At 52.7% G+C, this 22,323-nt stretch carries 25 protein-coding genes; 15 read left to right on the top strand and 10 right to left on the bottom strand.

All coding sequences use genetic code 11. The annotated features are described in order from the left end of the window. Positions 1 to 49 precede the first annotated feature (49 nt). The 5 genes from rhaB (at position 50) to rhaM (ending at position 5,197) form a co-directional block, all read left to right on the top strand. Positions 50 to 1,519, top strand: a complete 1,470-nt coding sequence (gene rhaB / locus N7268_RS06160) for a rhamnulokinase (protein WP_260862133.1) — start codon at positions 50 to 52, stop codon at positions 1,517 to 1,519. Further along, positions 1,516 to 2,775: an L-rhamnose isomerase gene (gene rhaA / locus N7268_RS06155; protein WP_260862132.1), complete on the top strand. Its 1,260-nt coding sequence runs from the start codon at positions 1,516 to 1,518 to the stop codon at positions 2,773 to 2,775. The genes rhaB and rhaA overlap by 4 nt, the downstream gene beginning before the upstream one ends. 58 nt (positions 2,776 to 2,833) lie before the next feature. Further along, the gene (rhaD, locus tag N7268_RS06150) at positions 2,834 to 3,661 is read left to right on the top strand and encodes a rhamnulose-1-phosphate aldolase (RefSeq protein WP_260862131.1); all 828 of its coding nucleotides are present in this window, start codon (positions 2,834 to 2,836) and stop codon (positions 3,659 to 3,661) included. Between the two features lie 76 nt (positions 3,662 to 3,737). Next, a complete protein-coding gene (gene fucO, locus N7268_RS06145; RefSeq protein ID WP_260862130.1) occupies positions 3,738 to 4,886 on the top strand; it encodes a lactaldehyde reductase in 1,149 nt (382 codons plus the stop codon). Then, positions 4,883 to 5,197, top strand: a complete 315-nt coding sequence (rhaM, locus tag N7268_RS06140) for an L-rhamnose mutarotase (RefSeq protein WP_260862129.1) — start codon at positions 4,883 to 4,885, stop codon at positions 5,195 to 5,197. Before fucO ends, rhaM begins: the two co-directional genes overlap by 4 nt. A gap of 47 nt (positions 5,198 to 5,244) precedes the next feature. On the opposite strand, the gene N7268_RS06135 is transcribed toward rhaM, so the two are convergent. Continuing rightward, entirely contained in the window at positions 5,245 to 5,793 is a 549-nt protein-coding gene (locus tag N7268_RS06135; protein ID WP_198907301.1) for a helix-turn-helix domain-containing protein, read from the bottom strand. Between the two features lie 101 nt (positions 5,794 to 5,894). On the opposite strand from N7268_RS06135, the gene N7268_RS06130 reads away from it, so the two are divergent. Then, positions 5,895 to 6,554 carry an AzlC family ABC transporter permease gene (locus tag N7268_RS06130; protein WP_260862128.1) on the top strand — a complete coding sequence of 220 codons (660 nt, stop codon included), beginning with the start codon at positions 5,895 to 5,897 and terminating at the stop codon, positions 6,552 to 6,554. Continuing rightward, the gene (locus tag N7268_RS06125; protein ID WP_198907299.1) at positions 6,554 to 6,877 is read left to right on the top strand and encodes an AzlD domain-containing protein; all 324 of its coding nucleotides are present in this window, start codon (positions 6,554 to 6,556) and stop codon (positions 6,875 to 6,877) included. The genes N7268_RS06130 and N7268_RS06125 overlap by 1 nt, the downstream gene beginning before the upstream one ends. A gap of 41 nt (positions 6,878 to 6,918) precedes the next feature. On the opposite strand, the gene N7268_RS06120 is transcribed toward N7268_RS06125, so the two are convergent. Beyond that, positions 6,919 to 7,131 carry a DUF1471 domain-containing protein gene (locus tag N7268_RS06120; RefSeq protein WP_196209881.1) on the bottom strand — a complete coding sequence of 71 codons (213 nt, stop codon included), beginning with the start codon at positions 7,129 to 7,131 and terminating at the stop codon, positions 6,919 to 6,921. 129 nt (positions 7,132 to 7,260) lie between these two features. Here N7268_RS06120 and N7268_RS06115 point away from each other — a divergent pair, with 129 nt between their 5' ends. Together N7268_RS06115 and N7268_RS06110 are read left to right on the top strand one after the other, a co-directional pair. Further along, positions 7,261 to 7,782 (top strand): Crp/Fnr family transcriptional regulator, encoded by a 522-nt coding sequence (locus N7268_RS06115; protein WP_260862127.1) that lies wholly within the window; start codon positions 7,261 to 7,263, stop codon positions 7,780 to 7,782. A 58-nt stretch (positions 7,783 to 7,840) separates the two neighbouring features. Beyond that, positions 7,841 to 8,347 (top strand): YgjV family protein, encoded by a 507-nt coding sequence (locus N7268_RS06110; RefSeq protein ID WP_260862126.1) that lies wholly within the window; start codon positions 7,841 to 7,843, stop codon positions 8,345 to 8,347. Here N7268_RS06110 and fdhD read toward each other — a convergent pair. Beyond that, entirely contained in the window at positions 8,314 to 9,150 is an 837-nt protein-coding gene (gene fdhD / locus N7268_RS06105; RefSeq protein ID WP_260862125.1) for a formate dehydrogenase accessory sulfurtransferase FdhD, read from the bottom strand. The two genes, N7268_RS06110 and fdhD, sit on opposite strands and share 34 nt — an antisense overlap. 193 nt (positions 9,151 to 9,343) lie before the next feature. Here fdhD and fdnG point away from each other — a divergent pair, with 193 nt between their 5' ends. From fdnG to fdhE, 4 genes are read left to right on the top strand one after another with little or no spacing between them, the layout of a single operon-like run. Then, entirely contained in the window at positions 9,344 to 12,394 is a 3,051-nt protein-coding gene (fdnG, locus tag N7268_RS06100; protein ID WP_260862124.1) for a formate dehydrogenase-N subunit alpha, read from the top strand. A gap of 12 nt (positions 12,395 to 12,406) precedes the next feature. Continuing rightward, the gene (fdoH, locus tag N7268_RS06095) at positions 12,407 to 13,309 is read left to right on the top strand and encodes a formate dehydrogenase O subunit beta (RefSeq protein ID WP_260862123.1); all 903 of its coding nucleotides are present in this window, start codon (positions 12,407 to 12,409) and stop codon (positions 13,307 to 13,309) included. After that, complete coding sequence (gene fdoI, locus N7268_RS06090) at positions 13,306 to 13,941, top strand: formate dehydrogenase cytochrome b556 subunit (protein ID WP_198907294.1); 636 nt, start codon at positions 13,306 to 13,308, stop codon at positions 13,939 to 13,941. The genes fdoH and fdoI overlap by 4 nt, the downstream gene beginning before the upstream one ends. Then, entirely contained in the window at positions 13,938 to 14,867 is a 930-nt protein-coding gene (fdhE, locus tag N7268_RS06085; RefSeq protein ID WP_260862122.1) for a formate dehydrogenase accessory protein FdhE, read from the top strand. The genes fdoI and fdhE overlap by 4 nt, the downstream gene beginning before the upstream one ends. Positions 14,868 to 14,902: 35 nt before the next feature. Here the strand turns inward: fdhE and N7268_RS06080 are convergent, their stop codons facing one another. Then, on the bottom strand, positions 14,903 to 15,277 hold the full coding sequence (locus N7268_RS06080; RefSeq protein WP_260862121.1) for a type II toxin-antitoxin system VapC family toxin: 375 nt from the start codon (positions 15,275 to 15,277) through the stop codon (positions 14,903 to 14,905). Next, positions 15,277 to 15,519: a CopG family transcriptional regulator gene (locus tag N7268_RS06075; protein WP_260862120.1), complete on the bottom strand. Its 243-nt coding sequence runs from the start codon at positions 15,517 to 15,519 to the stop codon at positions 15,277 to 15,279. Before N7268_RS06075 ends, N7268_RS06080 begins: the two co-directional genes overlap by 1 nt. Positions 15,520 to 15,718: 199 nt before the next feature. Here N7268_RS06075 and N7268_RS06070 point away from each other — a divergent pair, with 199 nt between their 5' ends. Then, positions 15,719 to 16,633: an alpha/beta hydrolase gene (locus tag N7268_RS06070; RefSeq protein ID WP_260862119.1), complete on the top strand. Its 915-nt coding sequence runs from the start codon at positions 15,719 to 15,721 to the stop codon at positions 16,631 to 16,633. A gap of 38 nt (positions 16,634 to 16,671) precedes the next feature. On the opposite strand, the gene fabY is transcribed toward N7268_RS06070, so the two are convergent. The 4 genes from fabY to yihX are packed head-to-tail and all read right to left on the bottom strand — an operon-like array spanning position 16,672 to position 19,557. Continuing rightward, positions 16,672 to 17,613 (bottom strand): fatty acid biosynthesis protein FabY, encoded by a 942-nt coding sequence (gene fabY / locus N7268_RS06065; protein ID WP_260862118.1) that lies wholly within the window; start codon positions 17,611 to 17,613, stop codon positions 16,672 to 16,674. A gap of 44 nt (positions 17,614 to 17,657) precedes the next feature. Beyond that, positions 17,658 to 18,095: a D-aminoacyl-tRNA deacylase gene (dtd, locus tag N7268_RS06060; RefSeq protein WP_198907290.1), complete on the bottom strand. Its 438-nt coding sequence runs from the start codon at positions 18,093 to 18,095 to the stop codon at positions 17,658 to 17,660. After that, positions 18,092 to 18,964 (bottom strand): virulence factor BrkB family protein, encoded by an 873-nt coding sequence (locus tag N7268_RS06055; protein ID WP_260862117.1) that lies wholly within the window; start codon positions 18,962 to 18,964, stop codon positions 18,092 to 18,094. The genes dtd and N7268_RS06055 overlap by 4 nt, the downstream gene beginning before the upstream one ends. Continuing rightward, positions 18,958 to 19,557: a glucose-1-phosphatase gene (gene yihX / locus N7268_RS06050; RefSeq protein ID WP_260862116.1), complete on the bottom strand. Its 600-nt coding sequence runs from the start codon at positions 19,555 to 19,557 to the stop codon at positions 18,958 to 18,960. The genes N7268_RS06055 and yihX overlap by 7 nt, the downstream gene beginning before the upstream one ends. A 324-nt stretch (positions 19,558 to 19,881) precedes the next feature. On the opposite strand from yihX, the gene N7268_RS06045 reads away from it, so the two are divergent. Continuing rightward, positions 19,882 to 20,820, top strand: coding sequence for an SGNH/GDSL hydrolase family protein (locus N7268_RS06045; RefSeq protein ID WP_260862115.1), 939 nt, complete (start codon positions 19,882 to 19,884; stop codon positions 20,818 to 20,820). A 206-nt stretch (positions 20,821 to 21,026) separates the two neighbouring features. On the opposite strand, the gene N7268_RS06040 is transcribed toward N7268_RS06045, so the two are convergent. Further along, the gene (locus N7268_RS06040; RefSeq protein ID WP_260862114.1) at positions 21,027 to 22,292 is read right to left on the bottom strand and encodes an MFS transporter; all 1,266 of its coding nucleotides are present in this window, start codon (positions 22,290 to 22,292) and stop codon (positions 21,027 to 21,029) included. Positions 22,293 to 22,323: the final 31 nt, after the last annotated feature.

Below are 22,323 nucleotides of genomic sequence, written 5' to 3'. Positions count from 1 at the left end.
TTTCGCGGGTTCTTAGACTGAGTGCAATAAAACTCAGAAGGACCTCGCTATGACTTTTCGCCATTGTGTCGCAGTCGATCTCGGCGCATCCAGCGGGCGCGTAATGCTGGCGCGTTACGACAATGAACACCGCACCCTGACGCTGCGTGAAATCCATCGCTTCGTTAATTGTCTGCAAAAAACCGATGGTTTTGACACCTGGGATATCGACAGCCTGGAAAGCGATATTCGTCTGGGACTGAAAAAAGTCTGCGACGAAGGCATTCGGATAGACAGTATCGGTATCGACACCTGGGGGGTGGATTACGTCCTGATCGATAAAAACGGTCAGCGTGTCGGGCTGCCCGTCTCTTACCGCGATAACCGCACGACAGGCGTGATGTCGCACGCAATAGAGCAGCTGGGTAAAGGCGAGATCTATCGCCGCAGCGGCATCCAGTTTTTGCCCTTTAACACCTTATATCAGCTCCGCGCCCTGGTAGAACAGCAGCCTGAGCTGGTCTCCCGGGTGGCGCACGCCTTACTGATCCCCGATTACTTCAGCTACCGTCTGACCGGGGAAATGAACTGGGAATACACCAACGCGACCACAACTCAACTGGTGAATATCAATAACGACGATTGGGATGACACCCTGCTGGCATGGACCGGTGCAGACAGCGCCTGGTTTGGTCGCCCCACACATCCCGGAAACGTGATTGGCAACTGGATTTGCCCGCAGAAAAATCACATTCCCGTCGTTGCCGTTGCCAGTCACGACACGGCCAGCGCGGTGATCGCTTCACCGCTGGCCGACAAAAACAGCGCTTATCTCTCATCCGGCACCTGGTCGCTGATGGGTTTTGAGAGCAGAACGCCCTATACCAATGACGCGGCGCTGGCGGCCAATATCACTAACGAAGGCGGTGCGGAAGGTCGTTATCGGGTACTGAAAAACATCATGGGGCTGTGGCTGCTTCAGCGCGTCTTACACGAGCGCCAGATTACCGATCTGCCTGCACTCATCGCGCAAACGCAAACACTGCCGGCCTGCCAGTTTCTGATCAATCCCAATGACGATCGCTTTATCAACCCCACAGATATGAGCGCGGAAATTCAGGCGGCCTGCCGTGAATCAGGGCAACCCGTTCCCACGCAAGATGCCGAACTGGCTCGCTGTATTTTCGACAGCCTGGCGCTGCTGTATGCCGATGTCCTCCAGGAACTGGCCGACCTGCGTGGCGAACCGTTCAGCCAGTTACACATTGTCGGCGGCGGTTGCCAGAACGCATTACTTAACCAGCTCTGTGCTGATGCCTGCGGTATCCGCGTCATGTCCGGCCCGATTGAAGCCTCTACGCTCGGCAACATTGGCGTCCAGCTCATGACGCTGGACGAGCTGGATAACGTCGATGATTTCCGCCAGGTGGTGAGCACGAACTACGACCTGACCACCTTCATTCCAAATCCTGAAAGTGAAATTGCCCGCCACCAGGCGCAGTTTCAAACCACACGACAGATAAAGGAGCTTTGCGCATGACCACTCAACTTGAACAAGCCTGGGAACTGGCAAAACTGCGTTTCGCCGCAGTCGGTATCGACGTCGAGGAAGCATTACGTCAGCTTGATCGTCTGCCGGTCTCCATGCACTGCTGGCAGGGTGATGATGTCGCCGGGTTCGAAAACCCGGAAGGCTCCCTGACCGGCGGAATTCAGGCGACCGGTAACTATCCCGGCAAAGCACGAAATGCCGTCGAACTGCGGGCCGACCTGGAGCAGGCGTTAAGTCTGATCCCAGGGCCAAAACGTCTGAACCTGCACGCGATCTATCTGGAATCGGAGACACCGGTCGCCCGCGATCAAATCAAACCGGAGCATTTCAAAAACTGGGTGGAATGGGCGAAAGCAAACCAGTTGGGTCTGGATTTTAACCCCTCCTGCTTCTCTCACCCGCTGAGCGCAGACGGTTTCACGCTGGCGCACGCTGATGACAACATCCGTCAATTCTGGATTGACCACTGTAAAGCCAGCCGTCGCATATCCGCCTATTTTGGCGAGCAACTGGGCACGCCGTCGGTAATGAACATCTGGATCCCGGATGGCATGAAAGACATCACCGTTGACCGTTTAGCGCCACGCCAGCGTCTGCTGGACGCACTGGATGACGTAATCAGCGAGAAATTCGACCCGGCGCATCATATTGATGCCGTCGAGAGCAAGCTGTTTGGCATCGGCGCAGAAAGCTACACCGTCGGCTCCAACGAGTTCTATATGGGTTATGCCACCAGCCGCCAGACCGCACTGTGCCTCGATGCAGGTCACTTCCATCCGACTGAAGTGATTTCCGACAAGATCTCAGCCGCCATGCTGTATGTACCGCGCCTGCTGCTGCACGTCAGCCGTCCGGTGCGTTGGGACAGCGACCACGTGGTGCTGCTGGATGATGAAACCCAGGCGATTGCCAGTGAGATCGTGCGCCACAACCTGTTCGACCGCGTACACATTGGCCTCGATTTCTTCGACGCCTCCATCAACCGTATTGCCGCATGGGTTATCGGTACCCGCAACATGAAAAAAGCCCTGTTGCGCGCGCTGTTAGAACCAACCGGACAACTGCGTCAGCTCGAAGCCAGCGGCGACTACACCGCACGTCTGGCGCTGCTGGAAGAGCAGAAATCGCTGCCCTGGCAGGCGGTCTGGGAAATGTATTGCCAGCGCCACGACACCCCGGCAGGCAGCCAGTGGCTGGAAAGTGTGCGTGCCTATGAAAAAGAGATCCTGAGTCAACGTCACTAACCCTTTTGGCCGGATGGCGGCTGCGCGCATCCGGCATTGAATAAGACAGGTATAAACTATGCAGAACATAACTAATTCCTGGTTCGTCCAGGGGATGATCAAAGCCACTTCCGATGCCTGGCTGAAAGGGTGGGATGAGCGCAATGGCGGTAATTTGACGTTACGTCTGGATGAGGCGGATATCGCGCCTTTTGCCGCTGATTTCCACGAAAAACCACGCTATATCGCGCTGAGTCAGCCGATGCCGCTGCTGGCGAACACGCCATTTATCGTCACCGGTTCCGGCAAATTCTTTCGAAACGTCCAGCTTGATCCGGCGGCTAACCTGGGCGTGGTCAAAATAGACAGCGATGGCGCGGGCTACCACATCCTGTGGGGTCTGACGCATGAAGCCGTGCCCACTTCCGAACTGCCTGCGCACTTCCTCTCTCACTGCGAGCGCATAAAAGCCACTCACGGCAAAGATCGCGTGATCATGCACTGCCACGCCACCAATTTAATCGCCCTGACCTACGTACTGGAAAACACCACCGCGCTGATAACCCGCAAACTGTGGGAAGGCAGCACCGAGTGTCTGGTCGTCTTCCCGGATGGTGTCGGCATTCTACCGTGGATGGTGCCCGGTACTGATGAAATCGGCCAGGCGACTGCCGAGGAAATGCAGAAGCATTCGCTGGTGCTGTGGCCATTCCACGGTGTATTCGGCAGTGGCCCCACGATCGATGACGCGTTTGGTTTGATAGATACCGCAGAGAAATCTGCTGAAATTTTAGTCAAAGTGTATTCGATGGGCAGTATGAAGCAAACCATCACGCGCGAGGAGCTGATTGCTCTCGGCAAACGTTTTGGCGTGACCCCGCTTGCCAGCGCAGTAGAGCTGTACTGATACCACCCTCAAACGCATGCCGGATGACGGTTTCACCTTCTCCGGCTTACAGGGATCTATGTTAAGGAGAGTATTCATGAGCTTTATGTTGGCACTTCCAAAAATCAGTCTGCATGGCGCTGGCGCAATTGGCGATATGGTCAACCTCGTCGCAAACAAGCAATGGGGAAAAGCGTTAATCGTTACCGATGGTCAGTTGGTCAAACTGGGCCTGCTGGATAGCCTGTTTGCCGCGCTGGATGAGCATCATATGTCCTGGCATCTGTTCGATGAGGTGTTCCCAAATCCGACGGAAGAACTGGTGCAGCAAGGGTTTGCAGCCTACCAGGATGCAAAATGTGATTACATTATTGCTTTCGGCGGCGGCAGCCCTATCGATACCGCTAAAGCGGTGAAAATCCTGACCGCAAACCCGGGCCCATCCACCGCGTATTCCGGCGTAGGGAAAGTAAAAAACGCAGGCGTACCGCTGGTTGCGATTAACACGACGGCCGGCACAGCGGCAGAAATGACCAGTAATGCCGTCATTATTGATTCTGCACGTAAGGTGAAAGAGGTCATCATCGACCCGAACATCATCCCCGATATCGCCGTCGATGATGCCAGCGTAATGTTGGAGATTCCGGCTTCCGTTACCGCCGCAACCGGTATGGACGCCCTGACGCATGCCGTTGAAGCCTATGTTTCCGTGGGTGCGCATCCTTTGACCGACGCCAACGCGCTGGAAGCGATTCGTCTCATTAACCTGTGGCTGCCAAAAGCGGTTGATGATGGTCACAATCTCGAAGCTCGTGAGCAAATGGCATTCGGCCAGTACCTGGCGGGCATGGCCTTTAACAGTGCCGGCCTTGGTCTGGTACACGCGCTGGCGCACCAGCCAGGCGCAACGCACAACCTGCCACACGGCGTCTGTAATGCCATCCTGTTGCCGATTATCGAGAACTTTAACCGCCCGAATGCCGTGGCGCGTTTTGCCCGCGTGGCCCAGGCGATGGGTGTCGATACGCGTGATATGAGCGATGAAACCGCAAGCATGGAAGCCATCAACGCTATCCGCGCATTAAGCAAACGCGTGGGCATTCCAACCGGTTTCAGTCAGCTTGGCGTAACGAAAGAAGATATCGAAGGTTGGCTGGACAAAGCGCTCGCCGACCCGTGCGCACCGTGCAATCCGCGTACCGCCAGCCGCGACGAAGTCCGCGAGCTGTATCTGGAGGCGTTATGATCCGCAAAGCCTTTGTGATGCAGGTGCATGCCGACGCGCACGCTGAGTACCAGCGTCGTCATAATCCCATCTGGCCGGAGCTGGAAACGGTACTGAAATCCCACGGCGCGCATCACTATGCGATTTATCTCGATCCAGAACGCCATCTACTGTTCGCTACCGTCGAAATAGAATCGGAAGAGCGCTGGAATGCGGTGGCCAGTACGGAGGTGTGTCAACGTTGGTGGAAGCATATGCGTGATGTGATGCCCGCCAATGCGGACAACAGCCCGGTCAGTACAGAGCTAAAAGAAGTCTTTTATCTGGCGTAGGTTTGTCAGCCGGATACGGTGCTTATGCGCCGCATCCGGCATAACGGCTAATTCTGCTCTGCCACCAGAATCGCCTGTGTGTCAGGCTCCAGCGCTTTAAAGATATGTTCCTGATCTGCGGGATAACAAATATAGTCGCCCTCCGCTAATTCCTCTGGCGCTTCCGTCAGCCCTACCAGCGCTTTTCCTTGCGTCACAATAATATGCTCAACCGATCCCGGCGGATGCGGATGTGAAATACGGTCTGCGCCCGGTTGCGTCAGCAACAGATAGATATCCCGCCGTGCGCCCGGCGGGCAAGCCGCCAGCAATATCGCCTGATAGTGGGCCTGCTCGGCCACCACTTTCGTCCCTTCACCGCGACGTATCACCTGAGTTTTTTGCACTTGCGGCTCCAGCAGCCGCGCAAAAGGGATATCCAGTGCGACACACAGCGACCAGAGCGTTTCCAGGCTAGGATTTCCATTACCCGCTTCCAGCTGTGAGAGCGTTGATTTTGCAATCCCCGCACGCCGCGCAATCTCTGCGAGCGACAAACCCGTGCGCTGACGTTCACGCACCAGACTCTTCGCAATTATACCGATGGGTTGGGTCATACATGACGCCTCGTTCTTTATATCGAACGAATCGTTCGACTTGTAAACAACATCTGTTCCGTTCATTATAATGGAAATTCGTTCGATATGGCTAAAACAGCATGAAACATTATTTTTCCAGTCTTAAAGGCGACACGATCAAAGCGATATTTTTAGTGTGCCTGGCCGTCGGTGTGGTGGGGATGTCCTACGGCTCGCTGGCCATGGCCTACGGTTTTCCGCTTTGGGTGCCGTTTGTACTCTCGATTACGGTTCTGGCTGGCGCATCGGAATTTATGTTTATCGGCATTGTCGCCAGCGGCGGTAATCCGCTTGCCGCAGCGGCAGCGGGCTTACTGGTTAACGCCCGTCATGTTCCGTTTGGCGTAACGGTGCGGGACCTGGTCGGCACACGCGCCGCCAGTTTCCTCGGCTGCCATATTATGAACGATGAAAGCGTGGTGTTCGGCTTATCGCAAAAAACACCGGAGCAGCGTAAAGCCGCCTACTGGTTGTGCGGCCTGGGGGTTGCCATTTTCTGGCCGGTCGGCACATTGATTGGCGCTGCCGTAGGAAAACTGCTCCCCGCGCCAGAAACCATCGGACTGGATGCCGTATTCCCGGCCATTCTGCTGGCCTTAGTGGTACCGGCCTTCAAAAACCGCACGACGCTTATTCGCGCCTGTAGCGGCGCCGCTCTGTCACTGGCGTCCTTTCCTTTCGCCCCGGTGGGCTTGCCGGTGTTGCTCTCACTGTTTGGCTTACTGACGAGGAAAAAATAATGGGTAACATGACGCTGTTTATCGCCGGTATCGCCATCTTATCGCTGGGAACCTATTTAATGCGTCTGGGGGGAGCGAAGCTGGGGAGCCGTCTGGCATTCTCGGAACGCTCGCAGGCGCTGCTTTCCGATGCAGCAACGGTATTACTCTTTTCCGTCGCGCTGGCGACGACGTTTTACGAAGGTGAACACTTTGCCGGGATGGCACGCGTGCTCGGCGTGGCCTTTGCGGTGTTTCTCGCCTGGCGCAAAATGCCGCTGATCGTGGTGATTATCGCCGCAGCCGTGGTCACCGCGCTGTTGAGAATGGTGGGTATAAACTAAAAAAGCGCCTCAAGGGCGCTCTTTCTACGGTACTGGGTAACTTATTTCAGCAGTTCAGCGGTCATATGCACGCGGTTACCGGTGTAAGCTTGAGTGATTTTGTAATCGCTGGCCCCTGCGCGTTCTGCCTGAGCGGCAATTTTCGCTTCAGCACTTTCCAGGGTAGAGCCGGTTGCAGTCACTGACTGAGCAGCAAAAGAACCGAAAGAAGTAGCGAGAGCGATAACTGCGACAAAAGTTTTGATGCTTTTCATGATATAAACCCTTTAACTTAGTTGTTTGAGTAAGGCACCGTGCCTTGATGTGATAAATAATAGCCCTCACATCACACAACTGAAAGCGGAAGGATTTGCCAGTCTTATTCAAATTATTTGAGATAAAAAATGTCATTCGAGCAGGTTCAAAAATGGATGTCTGGCGGTCGTAAAAGAACTCACGTGGCGGGCACCTGGTTGCTGCGCCAGGGCGAACCTCAAAATAAAATTCATCTTTTACATCATGGCGTTGCCCGTGCCGTTTACCATTCTGATAACGGCTCGGAACGGGTTAAAGAGTTTTACTTTGCCGGGGAATATTGTTTTCTTTACCTGAACTGGCTAACCCGAACCCCCGCTGATTACAGCCTGCAAATGATCACGCCAGGCGAAACCCGTGAAATCGCGTTGTCGTTGCTGGACGCCCCGGAAAATCTGGAAACCAAGACACAGCTACTGGTCCAGCAGTTGATCTACAAAGAGAAAAAAGAACAAATGTTTTTGCTCAACACACCCGAGCAACGCTACCAGTACGTACAAACACACTTCCCGGATTGGGAGTCACAACTGACTCAGCGAGACCTCGCAAACTATATCGGCATTACGCCCGTTAGCTTGTCCCGGATTCGTCAGCGCCTTAACAAAGGTTAACGCGTTACATTTTTGCGTCGATTATTGTCCCGCCACTGTTCACATGATGGCGCACATAATGAATGCCTTTATCCTCTCTCAAGTTCTGGCTGGCATGAGCTTTTTGCTTGATGTCTCAGCCTTTCATTTTCAACGCCGGGCCATTACGTTATCCCTGCTCACGAGTTCTACATCCCTACTTGCGATTCATTTTTATCTTTTAGGGCAAAGCGCTGCAGCGGGATTAATGATTATCGCCGCGTGCCGCTACGCTATTGCAATGGTGACATGTCACAAATGGGCGATGTGGGGGTTTATGGCGGGATCGCTACTGTGTAGCGCCTGGCTGTGGCGAGATATATGGAGTCTCTTACCGCTCGTCGCGAGCCTGCTGATGACCTTTGCATCGTTTCAGAAACAGCGCGATAAATTACGTGGATACACATTGTGCGGCAGCCTGTGTTGGCTGCTGAACAATGTGATTGTCGGCTCACCCGTTGCCGTCGTGATCGAACTGGCGTTTTCGGGCAGTATTCTGGCGGCCTGGTGGCGTTATTCCACGACCAGGCGTTCCGGATGCGTATAAATCGTTGCGCGACCCGGTTTACAAAAGCCCACCAGCGTCAGGTTGCAGCGTTCAGCCACTTCCACCGCGAGCGTCGTCGCCGCAGAAACGGCAAACAAGATCTCCACACCGCACATGGCTGACTTCTGTACCATCTCGTAACTGGCACGGCTGGAAACGAGTACCGCGCCCGATTGCCAGGTTTCCCCTTCGATCGCGCGCCGTCCCAGCAGTTTATCCAGCGCAACATGACGGCCCACATCTTCATGTCCGCCCGTCAGATCCCCTGACGGCTGTACCCATGCCGCCGCGTGCGTACAGCCAGTACGTTGCCCCACGGGCTGGAAATCATTCAGATGCTTTAAGGCGCGGTCGAGATTGGCCAGATTAAACGTCTGGGTAAACGGCAACGGCTGCACCGGCTTGCCGATATCATTGAGCTGTTCCACGCCGCAAACGCCACAGCCCGTCCGCCCGGCCAGCGCGCGCCGACGCTCTTTCAGCCCCATAAAGCGGCGGCTGGAGAGTTCAACCTGTACCTCCAGCCCGTTACAGGAAGGAACCACCTCCATCCCATAAATATCTTGCGGGCGTTCAATAATGCCTTCAGAAAGTGAAAAGCCCATTGCGAAATGCTCAAGATCTTTCGGGGATGCCATCATCACGACATGTGATATCCCGTTGTAGACCAGTGCAACAGGCACCTCTTCAGCGACCTCATCCGGCTGAGGATGTTGCAAATCCTCGCGTTTCCAGAGGGTCAACTGGCGCGATCCTGTAATAGTCGTCACATTCTGGACGTTTTCTTGAATAATCTTATTCACTTTCTTTTAACCATATTGGAACACGCATACCAACATTGTGGTATTCTTTACAAACCCCTCCTGGATGGAGGGAAATTCACCCAATTCTGGACCTTTGCGGTCCCGTCCGCAAAGAAAATAACAACCACCTCCCTCGCATTCGCGTTACCGAAAGGCGAAGGGAACGTGACAATGTCGAAACAAGGAGCGAACCATGCAGGTCAGCAGAAGGCAGTTCTTTAAGATCTGCGCTGGCGGTATGGCAGGCACCACGGCAGCGGCACTGGGCTTTGCACCCGGCGTAGCGCTAGCGGAAACACGGCAATATAAACTGCTGCGCACCCGCGAAACCCGTAACACCTGCACTTACTGTTCCGTTGGCTGTGGACTGTTAATGTACAGCCTCGGTGACGGCGCAAAAAACGCCAAAGCATCCATCTTCCATATCGAGGGTGACCCGGACCATCCGGTTAACCGCGGCGCGCTTTGCCCGAAAGGGGCTGGTCTCGTGGACTTCATCCACTCTGAAAGCCGCCTCAAATTCCCGGAATACCGCGCACCAGGCTCCGATAAGTGGCAACAAATCAGTTGGGATGAGGCATTTGACCGCATCGCTAAACTGATGAAAGAAGACCGCGACGCTAACTACGTTGCACAGAACGCTGAAGGCGTAACCGTTAACCGCTGGCTTTCTACCGGGATGCTGTGTGCTTCCGCTTCCAGTAATGAAACCGGCTATTTAACGCAAAAATTCTCCCGCGCGCTCGGTATGCTCGCGGTCGATAATCAGGCGCGTGTCTGACACGGACCAACGGTAGCAAGTCTTGCTCCAACATTTGGTCGCGGTGCGATGACCAACCACTGGGTTGATATTAAAAACGCCAACCTCGTTGTGGTGATGGGCGGTAACGCCGCTGAAGCTCACCCGGTCGGGTTCCGCTGGGCGATGGAAGCGAAAATTCACAACGGCGCGAAGCTGATTGTTATCGATCCTCGCTTTACGCGAACCGCTGCGGTGGCCGATTTCTATGCCCCAATTCGTTCCGGTACTGACATTGCCTTCCTGTCAGGCGTTTTACTGTACCTGCTGAATAACGAAAAATTTAACCGCGAATATACCGAAGCCTACACCAACGCCAGCCTGATCGTACGTGAAGATTTTGGTTTTGAAGATGGCCTGTTTACCGGCTACGACGCGGATAAACGCAAGTATGACAAAACCAGCTGGAACTACGAGCTGGATGAAAAAGGCTTCGCCAAACGCGATGTCACTCTGCAGCACCCGCGTTGCGTCTGGAATCTGCTGAAGCAGCACGTTTCCCGCTACACGCCGGACGTCGTAGAAAACATCTGCGGTACGCCGAAAGCCGACTTCCTGAAAGTCTGCGAATACATCGCAGAAACCAGCGCGAAAGATAAAACGGCATCGTTCCTGTACGCACTGGGCTGGACGCAACACTCTATCGGTGCGCAGAACATCCGTACCATGGCGATGATCCAGTTGCTGCTTGGCAATATGGGTATGGCTGGCGGCGGCGTTAACGCCCTGCGCGGTCACTCCAATATTCAGGGTCTGACGGACTTGGGTCTGCTGTCACAAAGTCTGCCGGGCTACATGACACTGCCGAGCGAAAAACAACCTGACCTGCAAACCTACCTTGCCGCCAACACGCCAAAACCGTTGCTGGAAGGTCAGGTGAACTACTGGGGCAACTACCCGAAATTCTTCGTATCAATGATGAAAGCCTTCTTTGGTGATAAAGCAACAGCGGAAAATAGCTGGGGCTTTGACTGGCTGCCGAAGTGGGATAAAGGGTATGACGTTTTACAGTATTTCGAGATGATGAATCAGGGTAAGGTCAATGGCTATATCTGCCAGGGCTTTAACCCGGTCGCCTCATTCCCGAATAAAAACAAAGTTGTGGCTTCACTGTCCAAACTGAAGTTCCTGGTCACTATCGATCCGCTCAACACCGAGACCTCCACCTTCTGGCAGAACCACGGTGAGTCGAACGATGTTGATCCGTCGAAAATCCAGACTGAAGTTTTCCGTCTGCCATCTACCTGCTTCGCGGAAGAAAACGGTTCTATCGTTAACTCTGGTCGCTGGTTGCAGTGGCACTGGAAAGGTGCGGACGCCCCAGGGATCGCCGCTACTGATGGTGAGATCCTCGCCGGTATCTTCCTGCGCCTGCGTAAGATGTATGCCGAACAGGGTGGTGCGAATCCTGAGCAGGTTCTGAGCATGACCTGGAACTACTCCACACCGCATGAGCCGGCATCGGAAGAAGTGGCGATGGAGAGCAACGGTAAGGCACTGGCCGACATTACCGACCCGGCCACCGGCGCCGTCATCGTCAAGAAGGGACAGCAGCTTAGCTCGTTTGCCCAACTGCGTGACGACGGTACGACCTCCAGCGGATGCTGGATCTTCGCCGGAAGCTGGACGCCGGAAGGCAACCAGATGGCACGTCGTGATAACGCCGACCCATCCGGTCTTGGCAATACGCTGGGCTGGGCATGGGCATGGCCGCTCAACCGTCGCATTCTGTATAACCGTGCATCCGCAGACCCGCAGGGTAACCCGTGGGATCCAAAACGTCAGATCCTGAAATGGGATGGCGCGAAATGGAGCGGGATGGATATTCCTGACTACAGTGCCGCCGCACCTGGCAGCAACGTTGGGCCGTTCATTATGCAGCCGGAAGGGATGGGACGCCTGTTTGCTATCGATAAGATGGCGGAAGGTCCGTTCCCGGAACACTATGAGCCGTTTGAAACGCCGCTGGGAACCAACCCGCTGCACCCGAACGTTATCTCTAACCCTGCCGCCCGTATCTTTAAAGGCGACGAAGAAGCACTGGGTAAAGCCGATAAGTTCCCGTACGTGGGAACAACCTATCGTCTGACCGAGCACTTCCACTACTGGACCAAACATGCGCTGCTTAACGCCATCGCACAGCCGGAACAGTTTGTGGAAATTGGTGAGAAGCTGGCGAACAAACTCGGCATCTCTCAGGGCGATACCGTCAAGGTTTCCTCTAACCGCGGCTACATTAAAGCCAAGGCAGTGGTGACTAAGCGTATTCGCACGCTGAAGGCGAACGGTAAGGACATCGACACGATCGGTATTCCTATTCACTGGGGCTACGAAGGTGTGGCGAAAAAAGGCTTTATCGCTAACACGTTAACGCCATTCGTCGGTGATGCGAACACGCAGACGCCGGAATTTAAGTCCTTCCTCGTGAACGTGGAAAAGGTGTAACGGAGACGACCTATGGCTTATCAATCGCAAGACATTATTCGTCGTTCCGCCACTAACGGGTTCACCCCCGCGCCTCAGGCGCGGGGCCATCAGGAAGAAGTGGCGAAGCTTATCGACGTCACCACCTGCATCGGTTGTAAAGCGTGTCAGGTGGCGTGTTCAGAGTGGAATGACCTCCGTGATGAAGTGGGCAATAACGTTGGGGTGTACGACAACCCGGCCGATTTGACTGCCAAATCCTGGACGGTGATGCGCTTCTCGGAAGTGGAACAGAACGACAAACTTGAGTGGCTGATCCGAAAGGATGGCTGTATGCACTGCGCCGATCCGGGCTGCCTGAAGGCGTGCCCGGCTGAAGGGGCAATCATTCAGTATGCCAACGGTATCGTCGACTTCCAGTCCGAGCAATGCATCGGCTGTGGCTACTGCATCGCAGGCTGTCCGTTCGACGTTCCGCGCCTCAACCCGGAAGACAACCGCGTCTACAAATGTACGCTGTGCGTGGACCGTGTCGTGGTAGGACAAGAACCCGCCTGCGTGAAAACATGCCCAACCGGCGCCATTCATTTCGGCACGAAAGAGTCGATGAAAACGCTGGCAGGCGAGCGCGTGGCGGAGCTGAAGACTCGCGGTTACGACAACGCCGGTCTGTACGATCCCGCGGGCGTTGGCGGTACGCACGTTATGTACGTATTGCATCATGCCGACAAGCCGAATCTGTATCACGGCCTGCCGGAGAACCCGGAAATCAGCGCCACCGTGAAGTTCTGGAAAGGCATTTGGAAACCGCTGGCCGCCGTCGGCTTCGCGGCAACATTTGCGGCCAGTATCTTCCACTATGTCGGTGTCGGTCCGAACCGTGCGGAAGAGGAAGAAGACAATCTGCATGAAGAAAAAGACGAGGTGCGCAAATGAAACGACGTGACACCATCGTGCGCTACACGGCGCCGGAACGTATCAACCACTGGATCACCGCCTTCTGCTTCGTGCTGGCGGCAGTGAGTGGGATGGGCTTTCTCTTCCCGTCTTTTAACTGGCTGATGCACATCATGGGCACCCCGCAACTGGCGCGAATTGTGCACCCGTTTGTCGGCGTGATTATGTTTGCCTCGTTTATCATCATGTTTTTCCGTTACTGGCACCACAATCTAATCAATCGGGATGATATCTTTTGGGCGAAGAATATTCGTAAGATCGTCGTCAACGAGGAAGTAGGTGACACGGGACGTTATAACTTCGGCCAGAAGTGCGTATTCTGGGCGGCGATTATCTTCCTGGTCCTGTTACTGGTGAGCGGAGTGATCATCTGGCGTCCGTATTTTGCGCCTGCTTTCTCAATCCCGGTGATCCGATTCGCGTTAATGCTGCATTCATTTGCCGCAGTAGCGTTAATTGTGGTTATCATGGTGCACATTTACGCCGCCCTTTGGGTGAAAGGCACCATTACCGCGATGGTGGAAGGATGGGTTACCCGTTCATGGGCGAAGAAACATCACCCACGCTGGTACCGTGAAGTCCGCCAGAAACAGGAAAAGTCATCTGAATGAGTATTCGCATAATCCCGCAAGATGAGCTGGGTTCGAGCGAGAAACGCACGGCGGATATGATTCCGCCGTTATTGTTCCCCAGACTCAAAAATTTGTATAACCGCCGTGCTGAGCGTCTGCGCGAGCTGGCCGAAAACAACCCGCTGGGTGATTACCTGCGCTTTGCCGCGCTTATCGCCCATGCGCAGGAAGTGGTGCTTTACGACCATCCGCTGCAGGTAGACCTGACCGCGCGCATCAAAGAAGCGAACGATCAAGGCAAACCGCCGCTGGATATCCACGTCCTGCCACGCGATAAGCACTGGCAAAAACTGCTGCAATCGTTAATTGCTGAGCTGAAGCCGGAAATGAGCGGTCCTGCATTAGCCGTGATCGAGAATCTGGAAAAAGCCTCAGAGCAAGAACTGGAACTGATGGCCAGTGCGCTGTTTGCCTCTGATTTTGCCTCTGTCAGCAGTGATAAAGCGCCGTTTATCTGGGCTGCGCTCTCGCTCTACTGGGCGCAGATGGCCAGCCTGATTCCTGGCAAAGCGCGCGCAGAATATGGCGAACAGCGTCAATACTGCCCAGTTTGCGGTTCGATGCCAGTCTCCAGCGTAGTACAAATCGGTACCACGCAGGGGCTGCGCTATCTGCATTGCAACCTGTGCGAAACCGAGTGGCATGTCGTACGCATAAAATGCAGTAACTGCGAGCAGAGCCGCGATCTGAACTACTGGTCGCTGGATAACGAGCAGGCGGCTATTAAAGCTGAAAGCTGTGGCGACTGTGGGACTTACCTGAAGATTCTTTATCAGGAAAAAGACCCGAAGGTGGAAGCCGTTGCCGACGACCTCGCTTCACTGATGCTGGACGCGCACATGGAACAAGAGGGCTTTGCCCGCAGTTCCATCAACCCGTTCCTGTTTCCAGGTGAAGGGGAGTAAACGCTCTGTGTATCGGGCGGCGTAAGTCGCCCACGTTACAATTCGTATGGCGTCGCCACGCCCGGTATGTCGGCAAAGTCCTTTGTGTTACGCGTGACCAGTTCAAGGTGATGAACCTGCGCTGTCGCCAGAATAATTGCATCCGGAAGTTTCATCCCGTACTCCTGGCGCAGAGCAACACTTCGCTCGGCAATTTCCTGCGATACTCCGATAATGTTAAACGCGCTCATCGCAACGCGCGTGCGGTGCTCCTGATTATACTTTTTGGCACCCACCATCACTTCCATCCAGGTAATAAGGCTAATCGCATTCTGCGGCGGCCAGGCATCCAACGCTTGTTTTGCTTCACGCCGCCCACTGAATAAATCGATTAAAATATTGGTGTCAAAAAGTGCTGACCCATTAGCCATTACCACTCCTCACGCAGTTTGCGCTGGTATTCCACACCGTCTTCTTCACAGCCCTGCCACAAGCCTAATGCATTGGAAATAGTCGTATTTGACTGTCTTTCCAGATATTGCTCAACCGCCTCTCGCAACAGTTCTGCGCGGGGAAGATTGCGCTGCACCTTAAGATCGTCCAGTCGTTTAATCACTTCATCTGATAAATCGAGTAAAATTCTGCCCATATCCAGCCCAGCCATCACGCTCATATATATCTCCAGTATATCACTTAAGATTAAAACACGAGCAATTTACACCCGGTAAATTCTAAAGAGAAGCGCGCTGCAGGTGATTAATGTACTTTTGCGAGCCACTTTCCAGAATCACAGTCCTGGCCACATTCTCCATTTTCTTTTGCTAATATCCAGGCTATAACACTGTATATTCATACAGATCAAGGATAGAGAAATGGCACTGGAAAGCGGGATTGCACAGTTGGTTGAAGCATTTATCGCAGCGGGACGACCCTCTTCGCGTGAGCAGAATATTGATGACCGGAGAGCCGGCTACATCGCCAGCACGGCACTGGCCGGAGAAACAGAAACTCGCTTACTGGTTGAAGATATTGAGCTCGATAACATGACATTTCGCGTTGTTTCGCCCCTTAACGCCACGGGGTCACTACCTTGCGTCATTTATTATCACGGTGGCTGCTTTGTCAGTGGTGGGTTTGCCACACATGATAACCCGCTAAGGCAACTCGCCTTGTACAGCGGGTGTCGGGTGATTGCAGTGCAGTATCGCCTCGCACCAGAGCATACTTACCCTGCAGCGCACGACGATGCTGAAAGAGGGGCCAATATCATCTGGAAGTATGCAGAAAAACTGGGTATAGACCGCGGGCGCATCACGCTTGCAGGCGACAGTGCTGGCGGGCATCTGGCTTTGACCAGCGCATTACGTCTAAAAGCCACAGAACAATGGCAACCCGCCCGGCTCATCCTGATCTACCCCATGCTGGATGCAACCGCGAGTTTTGAGAGCTACGCCCGTAATGGGCAGGATTACATCATCACACGTGACACATTGCTGTCCGGCTACGAGATGTATCTGCCGCATACCGACCTCAAGCACCCGGAAGCCAGTCCGTTATGGCGGGACGATTTCAGCGGGTTACCACCCACACACATTATCACCGCTGAATTCGACCCACTGTGCGATGAAGGTGAAGCGCTATATCAACGGTTCCTGGAACAAGGCGTGGAGTGCACCTGCCAGCGCTATATGGGTGTCATCCATGGATTTTTTCAACTGGCAGGTATCAGTCTTGCGGCACGAAGTGCCATGCGGGATATCGCCTGGCGTGTTGCCATACACGAATGAAGCGCAGACTGAGGGGATGATGAGTAGGGCTGTGCCCCCTACTCTTCCTCGTTGCCACCCTCTTCATACGGGCCAAACGGCTTCGCGGGTAACACAATATATGTGCCTTCAAACACCACGCCCGCCGTGTCATCGCCAAAAAGCTCGACCTGCATTTGAACACGCGCCTTACGACCTCTCGCCAGACGGTCGAGGTCGCCGCTCAGTGAACCCAGATCAGCGATAGCGGTAGGTTTCCCGGTGATAGGCCTGCTGTATCGAATATGCGCATCGGCAAGGATTATCGTCCCGCCCAGGTGGCGCTCGCGCAGCATCAACCAGATGAGGCCCCAGCCGGTGAGTGTCGCCAGAGAAAACAAGCTCCCCGCAAACAGGGTATGGTGCGGATTCTGATTGCCGGTCTCAGGCATCGTGGTAATAAATTTTTGCCCGGTGTATTGCTGAATACGCACGCCCATTTTCTCGCTCAACGGAATATGTTCGTACCATGCCTGCTGTAACTGCGCACACCAGTCACCGCGATGGAGAATATCGTCCAGTGAGGCGATAGGCTTTATCATCAAAAAGTGACGCACCGGTGTGGTTTGCGGTGTCGTAATTTCTCCCTGGCTAACAAAACCCAGCTTAGCGAAAAACTCGACCGCATCTTCACGAGCGCTACAGGTGACGCGTTTTACCCCTTCCTGACGCGCCACGGATTCCAGCGTCATCGCCATCAACGTGCCTAGCCCTTTCTCCTGCACGGACGGATCGACGGCCATAAAGCGTATAGACGCTTCGTTGTCAGCGTTGATATACAGGCGCCCTACAGCAACCAGATTACCCGCTTCATCCACCACCATCTGATGATGCGCCATCGCGTCCCATGCATCCCGTTCAGAGCCTTTTGGCTGATGCAAAGGTTTACGCAGCATCTCCCAGCGAAACTGGTAGTAACGCTCCAATTCTTCTTCTGTTTGCGGTACTCGAAGGTGATACATAGTTGTATTCTCTCTTGTTACCCGCGACCACGCCGGAAGCTGGTTCATACCTGTAACCAGAACGTCACGGGGCCATCATTAACCAGCGAAACCTGCATATCAGCAGCGAATCGACCGGTCTGCGTGTTCATTTCCTGTTGGCGGCAACGCTCAACAAAGTACTCGTATAGCGCTTCTGCCCGATCCGGCGCGGCTCCCTTTGAAAAACTCGGGCGCATCCCGCGTTCGGTATCTGCCGCCAGCGTAAACTGTGAGACCACCAGCACACTGCCACCCGCCTGCTGCACATTCAGGTTCATCTTGCCTTCGGCATCGCTAAAAATTCGATAGCCGAGCACGCGCTCGCACAGGCGGTTCGCTTTCTGTTCATCATCATCCTTTTCGACACCTAATAAGACCAAAAGTCCTGGGCCGATTTCACCCGTCACTGCGCCCTCCACGGTGACGCTTGCACGGGTTACGCGCTGAATTAATGCAATCATGGTTGATCTGCTTCTTCTTGTTCTGCGGCTTGTTTAAGTTTGCGGTATTCCCCGAGAGTGACAGTTATTTCCGCACCTAGCAAGACGATACACCACGTCCAGTACACCCAGACAAATAAAATGGGGATCACCGCCAGTACGCCGTAAATAAGCTGATATGAGGGAAACATGGTGATATAAAGCGCGAAACCTTTCTTTCCTGCTTCGAACAAGACGGCGGCGACGAAAGCGCCAACAATCGCATCACGGTTAGGTACGCGCGTAGTGGGTACGATGCTGTAAAGCAGCCAGAACGAGAGCCATGAGAGTACCAACGGGAAAATACGCAGTACGTCATCGATCACCGTATTGAGCTCGCTGGCCCAACGCAGCGACAGCAGATAAGAACTGATTGCCAGACTGGCCCCTGCCAGCAGCGGCCCCAGCGTTAAAATCATCCAGTAAACGGCAAAGGAATAGACTTTGGGTCGTACGCGCTTACTGCGCCAGATGGTATTCAACGCGCTGTCGATGGCATACATCAGTAATAACGCCGTCACAATCAGCCCACATGCGCCAACGGCGGTCATTTTGTTCGAGTTCGCGACAAATTGTTCGATATAACGCTGAATGACGTCGCCCGTCGCCGGGATAAAGTTGGCAAATATAAAATGCCGTAGCTGGAGACTGACGTCGGAAAACATGGGAAATGCGGCGAAAAGAGCAAAAACAACGGCAATAAGCGGCACTAATGAGAGCAACGAAACGTAGGCAAGGTTTCCTGCCAGCGTAGTCATGTTGTCCTCATCAATGCGCTGCCATAATAGTTTTAGCCAGGCCCATACCGTACGCATAGAATGCCGGACTTTTTGATGCACGTTTTTTAGCATAACAACTTCGCGAAATAGTCAGGGATCGTCGTTTTATCGACGACCAGGATGCTGGTGATCCCTAACTGGTTAGCCCCTTCAATATTATCGGCGTTGTCATCAAAAAAGACTGCATCCGCAGCGGAAAAACCTTCAGACTGCAGCACATGCTGGTAAATCCGCGCTTCCGGTTTACGCATGCCAAGCTCCTGAGAAAGATAGATATGGTCAGCAGCCTGACGCACTTCGGGATACTCATCCGGCCAAAACGTCGTGTGCAGGCGGTTGGTGTTCGAGAGAACCACCACACGATGCCCCTGCTCGCGCAGCTTATGCATAATGTCGATCACGTCTGGTCGTAACGCGACAAAAACGGCCTGCCAGCCATGGGAAAACTGTTCATAACTCAATGGTAGCGCCATCTCATGACACAGGGCTTCGGCAAAGGCCTCATCCGTTATTTCACCCCGTTCATGCTGGTGAAAAGCGTCACCCATTGTGAAACTTTGCTTTAGCGACGCCAGCGGGACACGGCTTAGATCGCTCCATGTGCCTAACACGCGATTGAAGTCGATATCGACAATCACATTACCCAAATCAAAGATATAGAGCATGCCCTTCTCCTTACTCGCCGTGGATGAATAACTGTAGCGGGAAAGGGGAAGTTTGACTATCGGTGATGTTACATTTTGAGTTTATGCCCGGTACATCAACAACCTGGCAAACAATATCAGCATGAAACTCTACAACATCATCGTTTTATACATCAAAGCCGACTTTCAAACCCCCAATTAACTTGCCATGAAGAGAGACAATAAATAATTTTTTATGGTTCATCTTTCTTGCAAACAATATTTTAATCAAATAAGCAATCATCATTTAATAACACAGAATTTTGCCCTAATAGCAAATATCACTTCTATAGAATGGAGAACAGTATGGAAATAACCACTCTGCGCTATACCCCCTTCAATGAAGTAAAAAACTCAAATAATGTCGTTGAAAGTCATAATTTCAAACTGGCACAATCGTTTCAGGGATGCTCGAACACATCACAAAAATCGGTCAGTGAACCCTTCGACAGACTGGTTGTGCTCGGCGACAGTTTATCGGATTCAGAAGGCAGAATGAGTTCAAAATCGCATGGATTGGTCCCTTTAGGTCATCAATACTATGATGGCCGATTCACCAATGGTTTTACCTGGCCGGAATTCTTATGCTCACCAAACTTAATTAATAAAAGACTTTTGAATCAGGCTGAAGGCGGTGCTGTCAGCGCATCTTATTCAAAAATCAATCCGGCATTTTTCTTTGTTTCCAATATGACACAACAAACCTCTGCCGTTGATTTCTCAGAAAAAGATCTGGTTATTGTCGAATTTGGTGCCAATGACTATATGACATTCCATAAAAAGGACGTAGACAGGGTCATTGAAGCACAAGAAAAAAACATTCAGAAAATAATCGACCAGGGAGTCAAAAATCTCATCGTAATGGGTATGCCCGATCTGTCTGTCACCGCAAAAATCAAACACAAGCGCGCGCAAAAGCAAGAAGACCTGCATCAAATATCTGTTCTGCACAATGAAAAACTACGTGCGCTGGTCGATAAGATTGCCGAAAATAAAGATATTAATATTCATTTCTTTGACAGCAATGCCTGTATGACAGAAATATTTTGCAAAGCGGATGAGCTCGAGTATGACACCCACGACCGTTTCCCTGGCAATAAAACGCCGGAGCCTGAAGCCGAGGTTAACACTTCGCATCACTATGTTTTCAATGATGATGTTCATCCCTCACAAGAAGTACACCTTATTATCGCGATGAGACTTGAAGAATTCATCCACAAGAATTTCTCTACGCAACCGTTGTAATTATAAAAATATCGTATAACGACTTTAAATCGATAATCAGGACAAGACTATAGTGACTGGATGGGTAACACATGGGATTTTATGATTACCAACATTTCCGCCACACTCTTACCCTCACTCTATTTCGAGCCAGGCTGGTGAGTTTCACTGATGAAAAAGCCGCTGATCATCAGCGGCTTTTTCGTACTCTTAGCTGTAGAAGTCTGTTACGCTTCTGCAGCTTCCAGCATTTTCCTTCTTTGGCTAATACGTTTCACCAGCAGTACGGAGACAATCGCACCGCAAAAAGCGAAACACGCCATAATGCCAAACACAATTTTGTAGCCGATGAGCCCTGGGTTTAAATCCAGAATGTAGCCATACAGGCTAAAGCAGAACATCGCAGGGGCATAACCGATAAAACTCCCCAACGCCATTGCCGCACCCGTGTTATTTTCGGCAATTTTTGCTTCACCAATCGGCGCAAAGAAAACGGCACGCTGCGTAAAGACGATCGCACCAAAGCCCAGCGTACACGCCATACCTAAATAGACCGGCATACTTTCATGAGGCAGAATCATCAGCAGCACGAGAGCAACCGTGCTGATCATAAACGTATAGCATAGGTATTTGCTGGGTGATTTCAGGATTTTATCTGAGATCATCCCGCCAATAGGGCCACCCACCATTTTCAGGCAATACTGGTTAATAATCCCATAAGCCCCCACCAGCGCGACTGGCAGCATATAAATGTTTTTCAGGAACGGGATGAAGAACGTTAATCCACAATATACGGCATAGACAAAGAAGACGTTGAAGGCGATTAACCAAATCGTTTTGTCCTTCAATACCGACGTCATGCTGGTATTTTTCGGTGCGTCTTCCGCATCAAGTACTTTTGCCGCCGGGGCTTCTTCTTTATCGTTGAGCACAAAGAAAATGATGATCCCGACCATAATGACGATTGCCGAGTAGAACCAGATACCGGCTTTAAACCCTAATAGCCCGCTGCCAAACCAGGCAAAAACGGCCAGTGCAGAAAACGCGACTATCGTGTCTACAATACCGCGGCCTGTTTCGAAAAAGCCAAACAGGCGGCCCTGCTGTTCACTGTTGCCAAGTCGACTAACCGATTTTAGCAACACCGGCCAGTTCATCATGTCGCAGGTGACACCGAACAGCGCCCAGACAAAGAGAATCCCCCAATACCCTGGCATGGTTGTCAGATAGATCCCCAACAACCCCGTCGCAATAAGCGAAAAAGACATGGTGTATTTACGTGGTAGCTTATCCGCAAAATAAATAGATAAGAAAAAACCCACGGTAGTCACAAATGAGTTCACTGACATTGCGTTACCAATCTGACCATTCGTCAAATGGAAGTATTCCTGCATAGGAATATAAAACGCATCTTTCAGTGAAGGTAATTTGTAGATTGTACCGCCGCACAGTGTCAATAGGCTAAAAAGCGCCCATTTCTTTTTTGTGAGCATAGCATCCCCTAAATGATTATTTAAATCACTT

The sequence above is a fragment of the Citrobacter sp. Marseille-Q6884 genome, from assembly GCF_945906775.1.
Classification (GTDB): domain Bacteria; phylum Pseudomonadota; class Gammaproteobacteria; order Enterobacterales; family Enterobacteriaceae; genus Citrobacter.
Note: the sequence above shows the minus strand (reverse complement) of the source record. Positions and strands in the feature narration are given on the sequence as shown.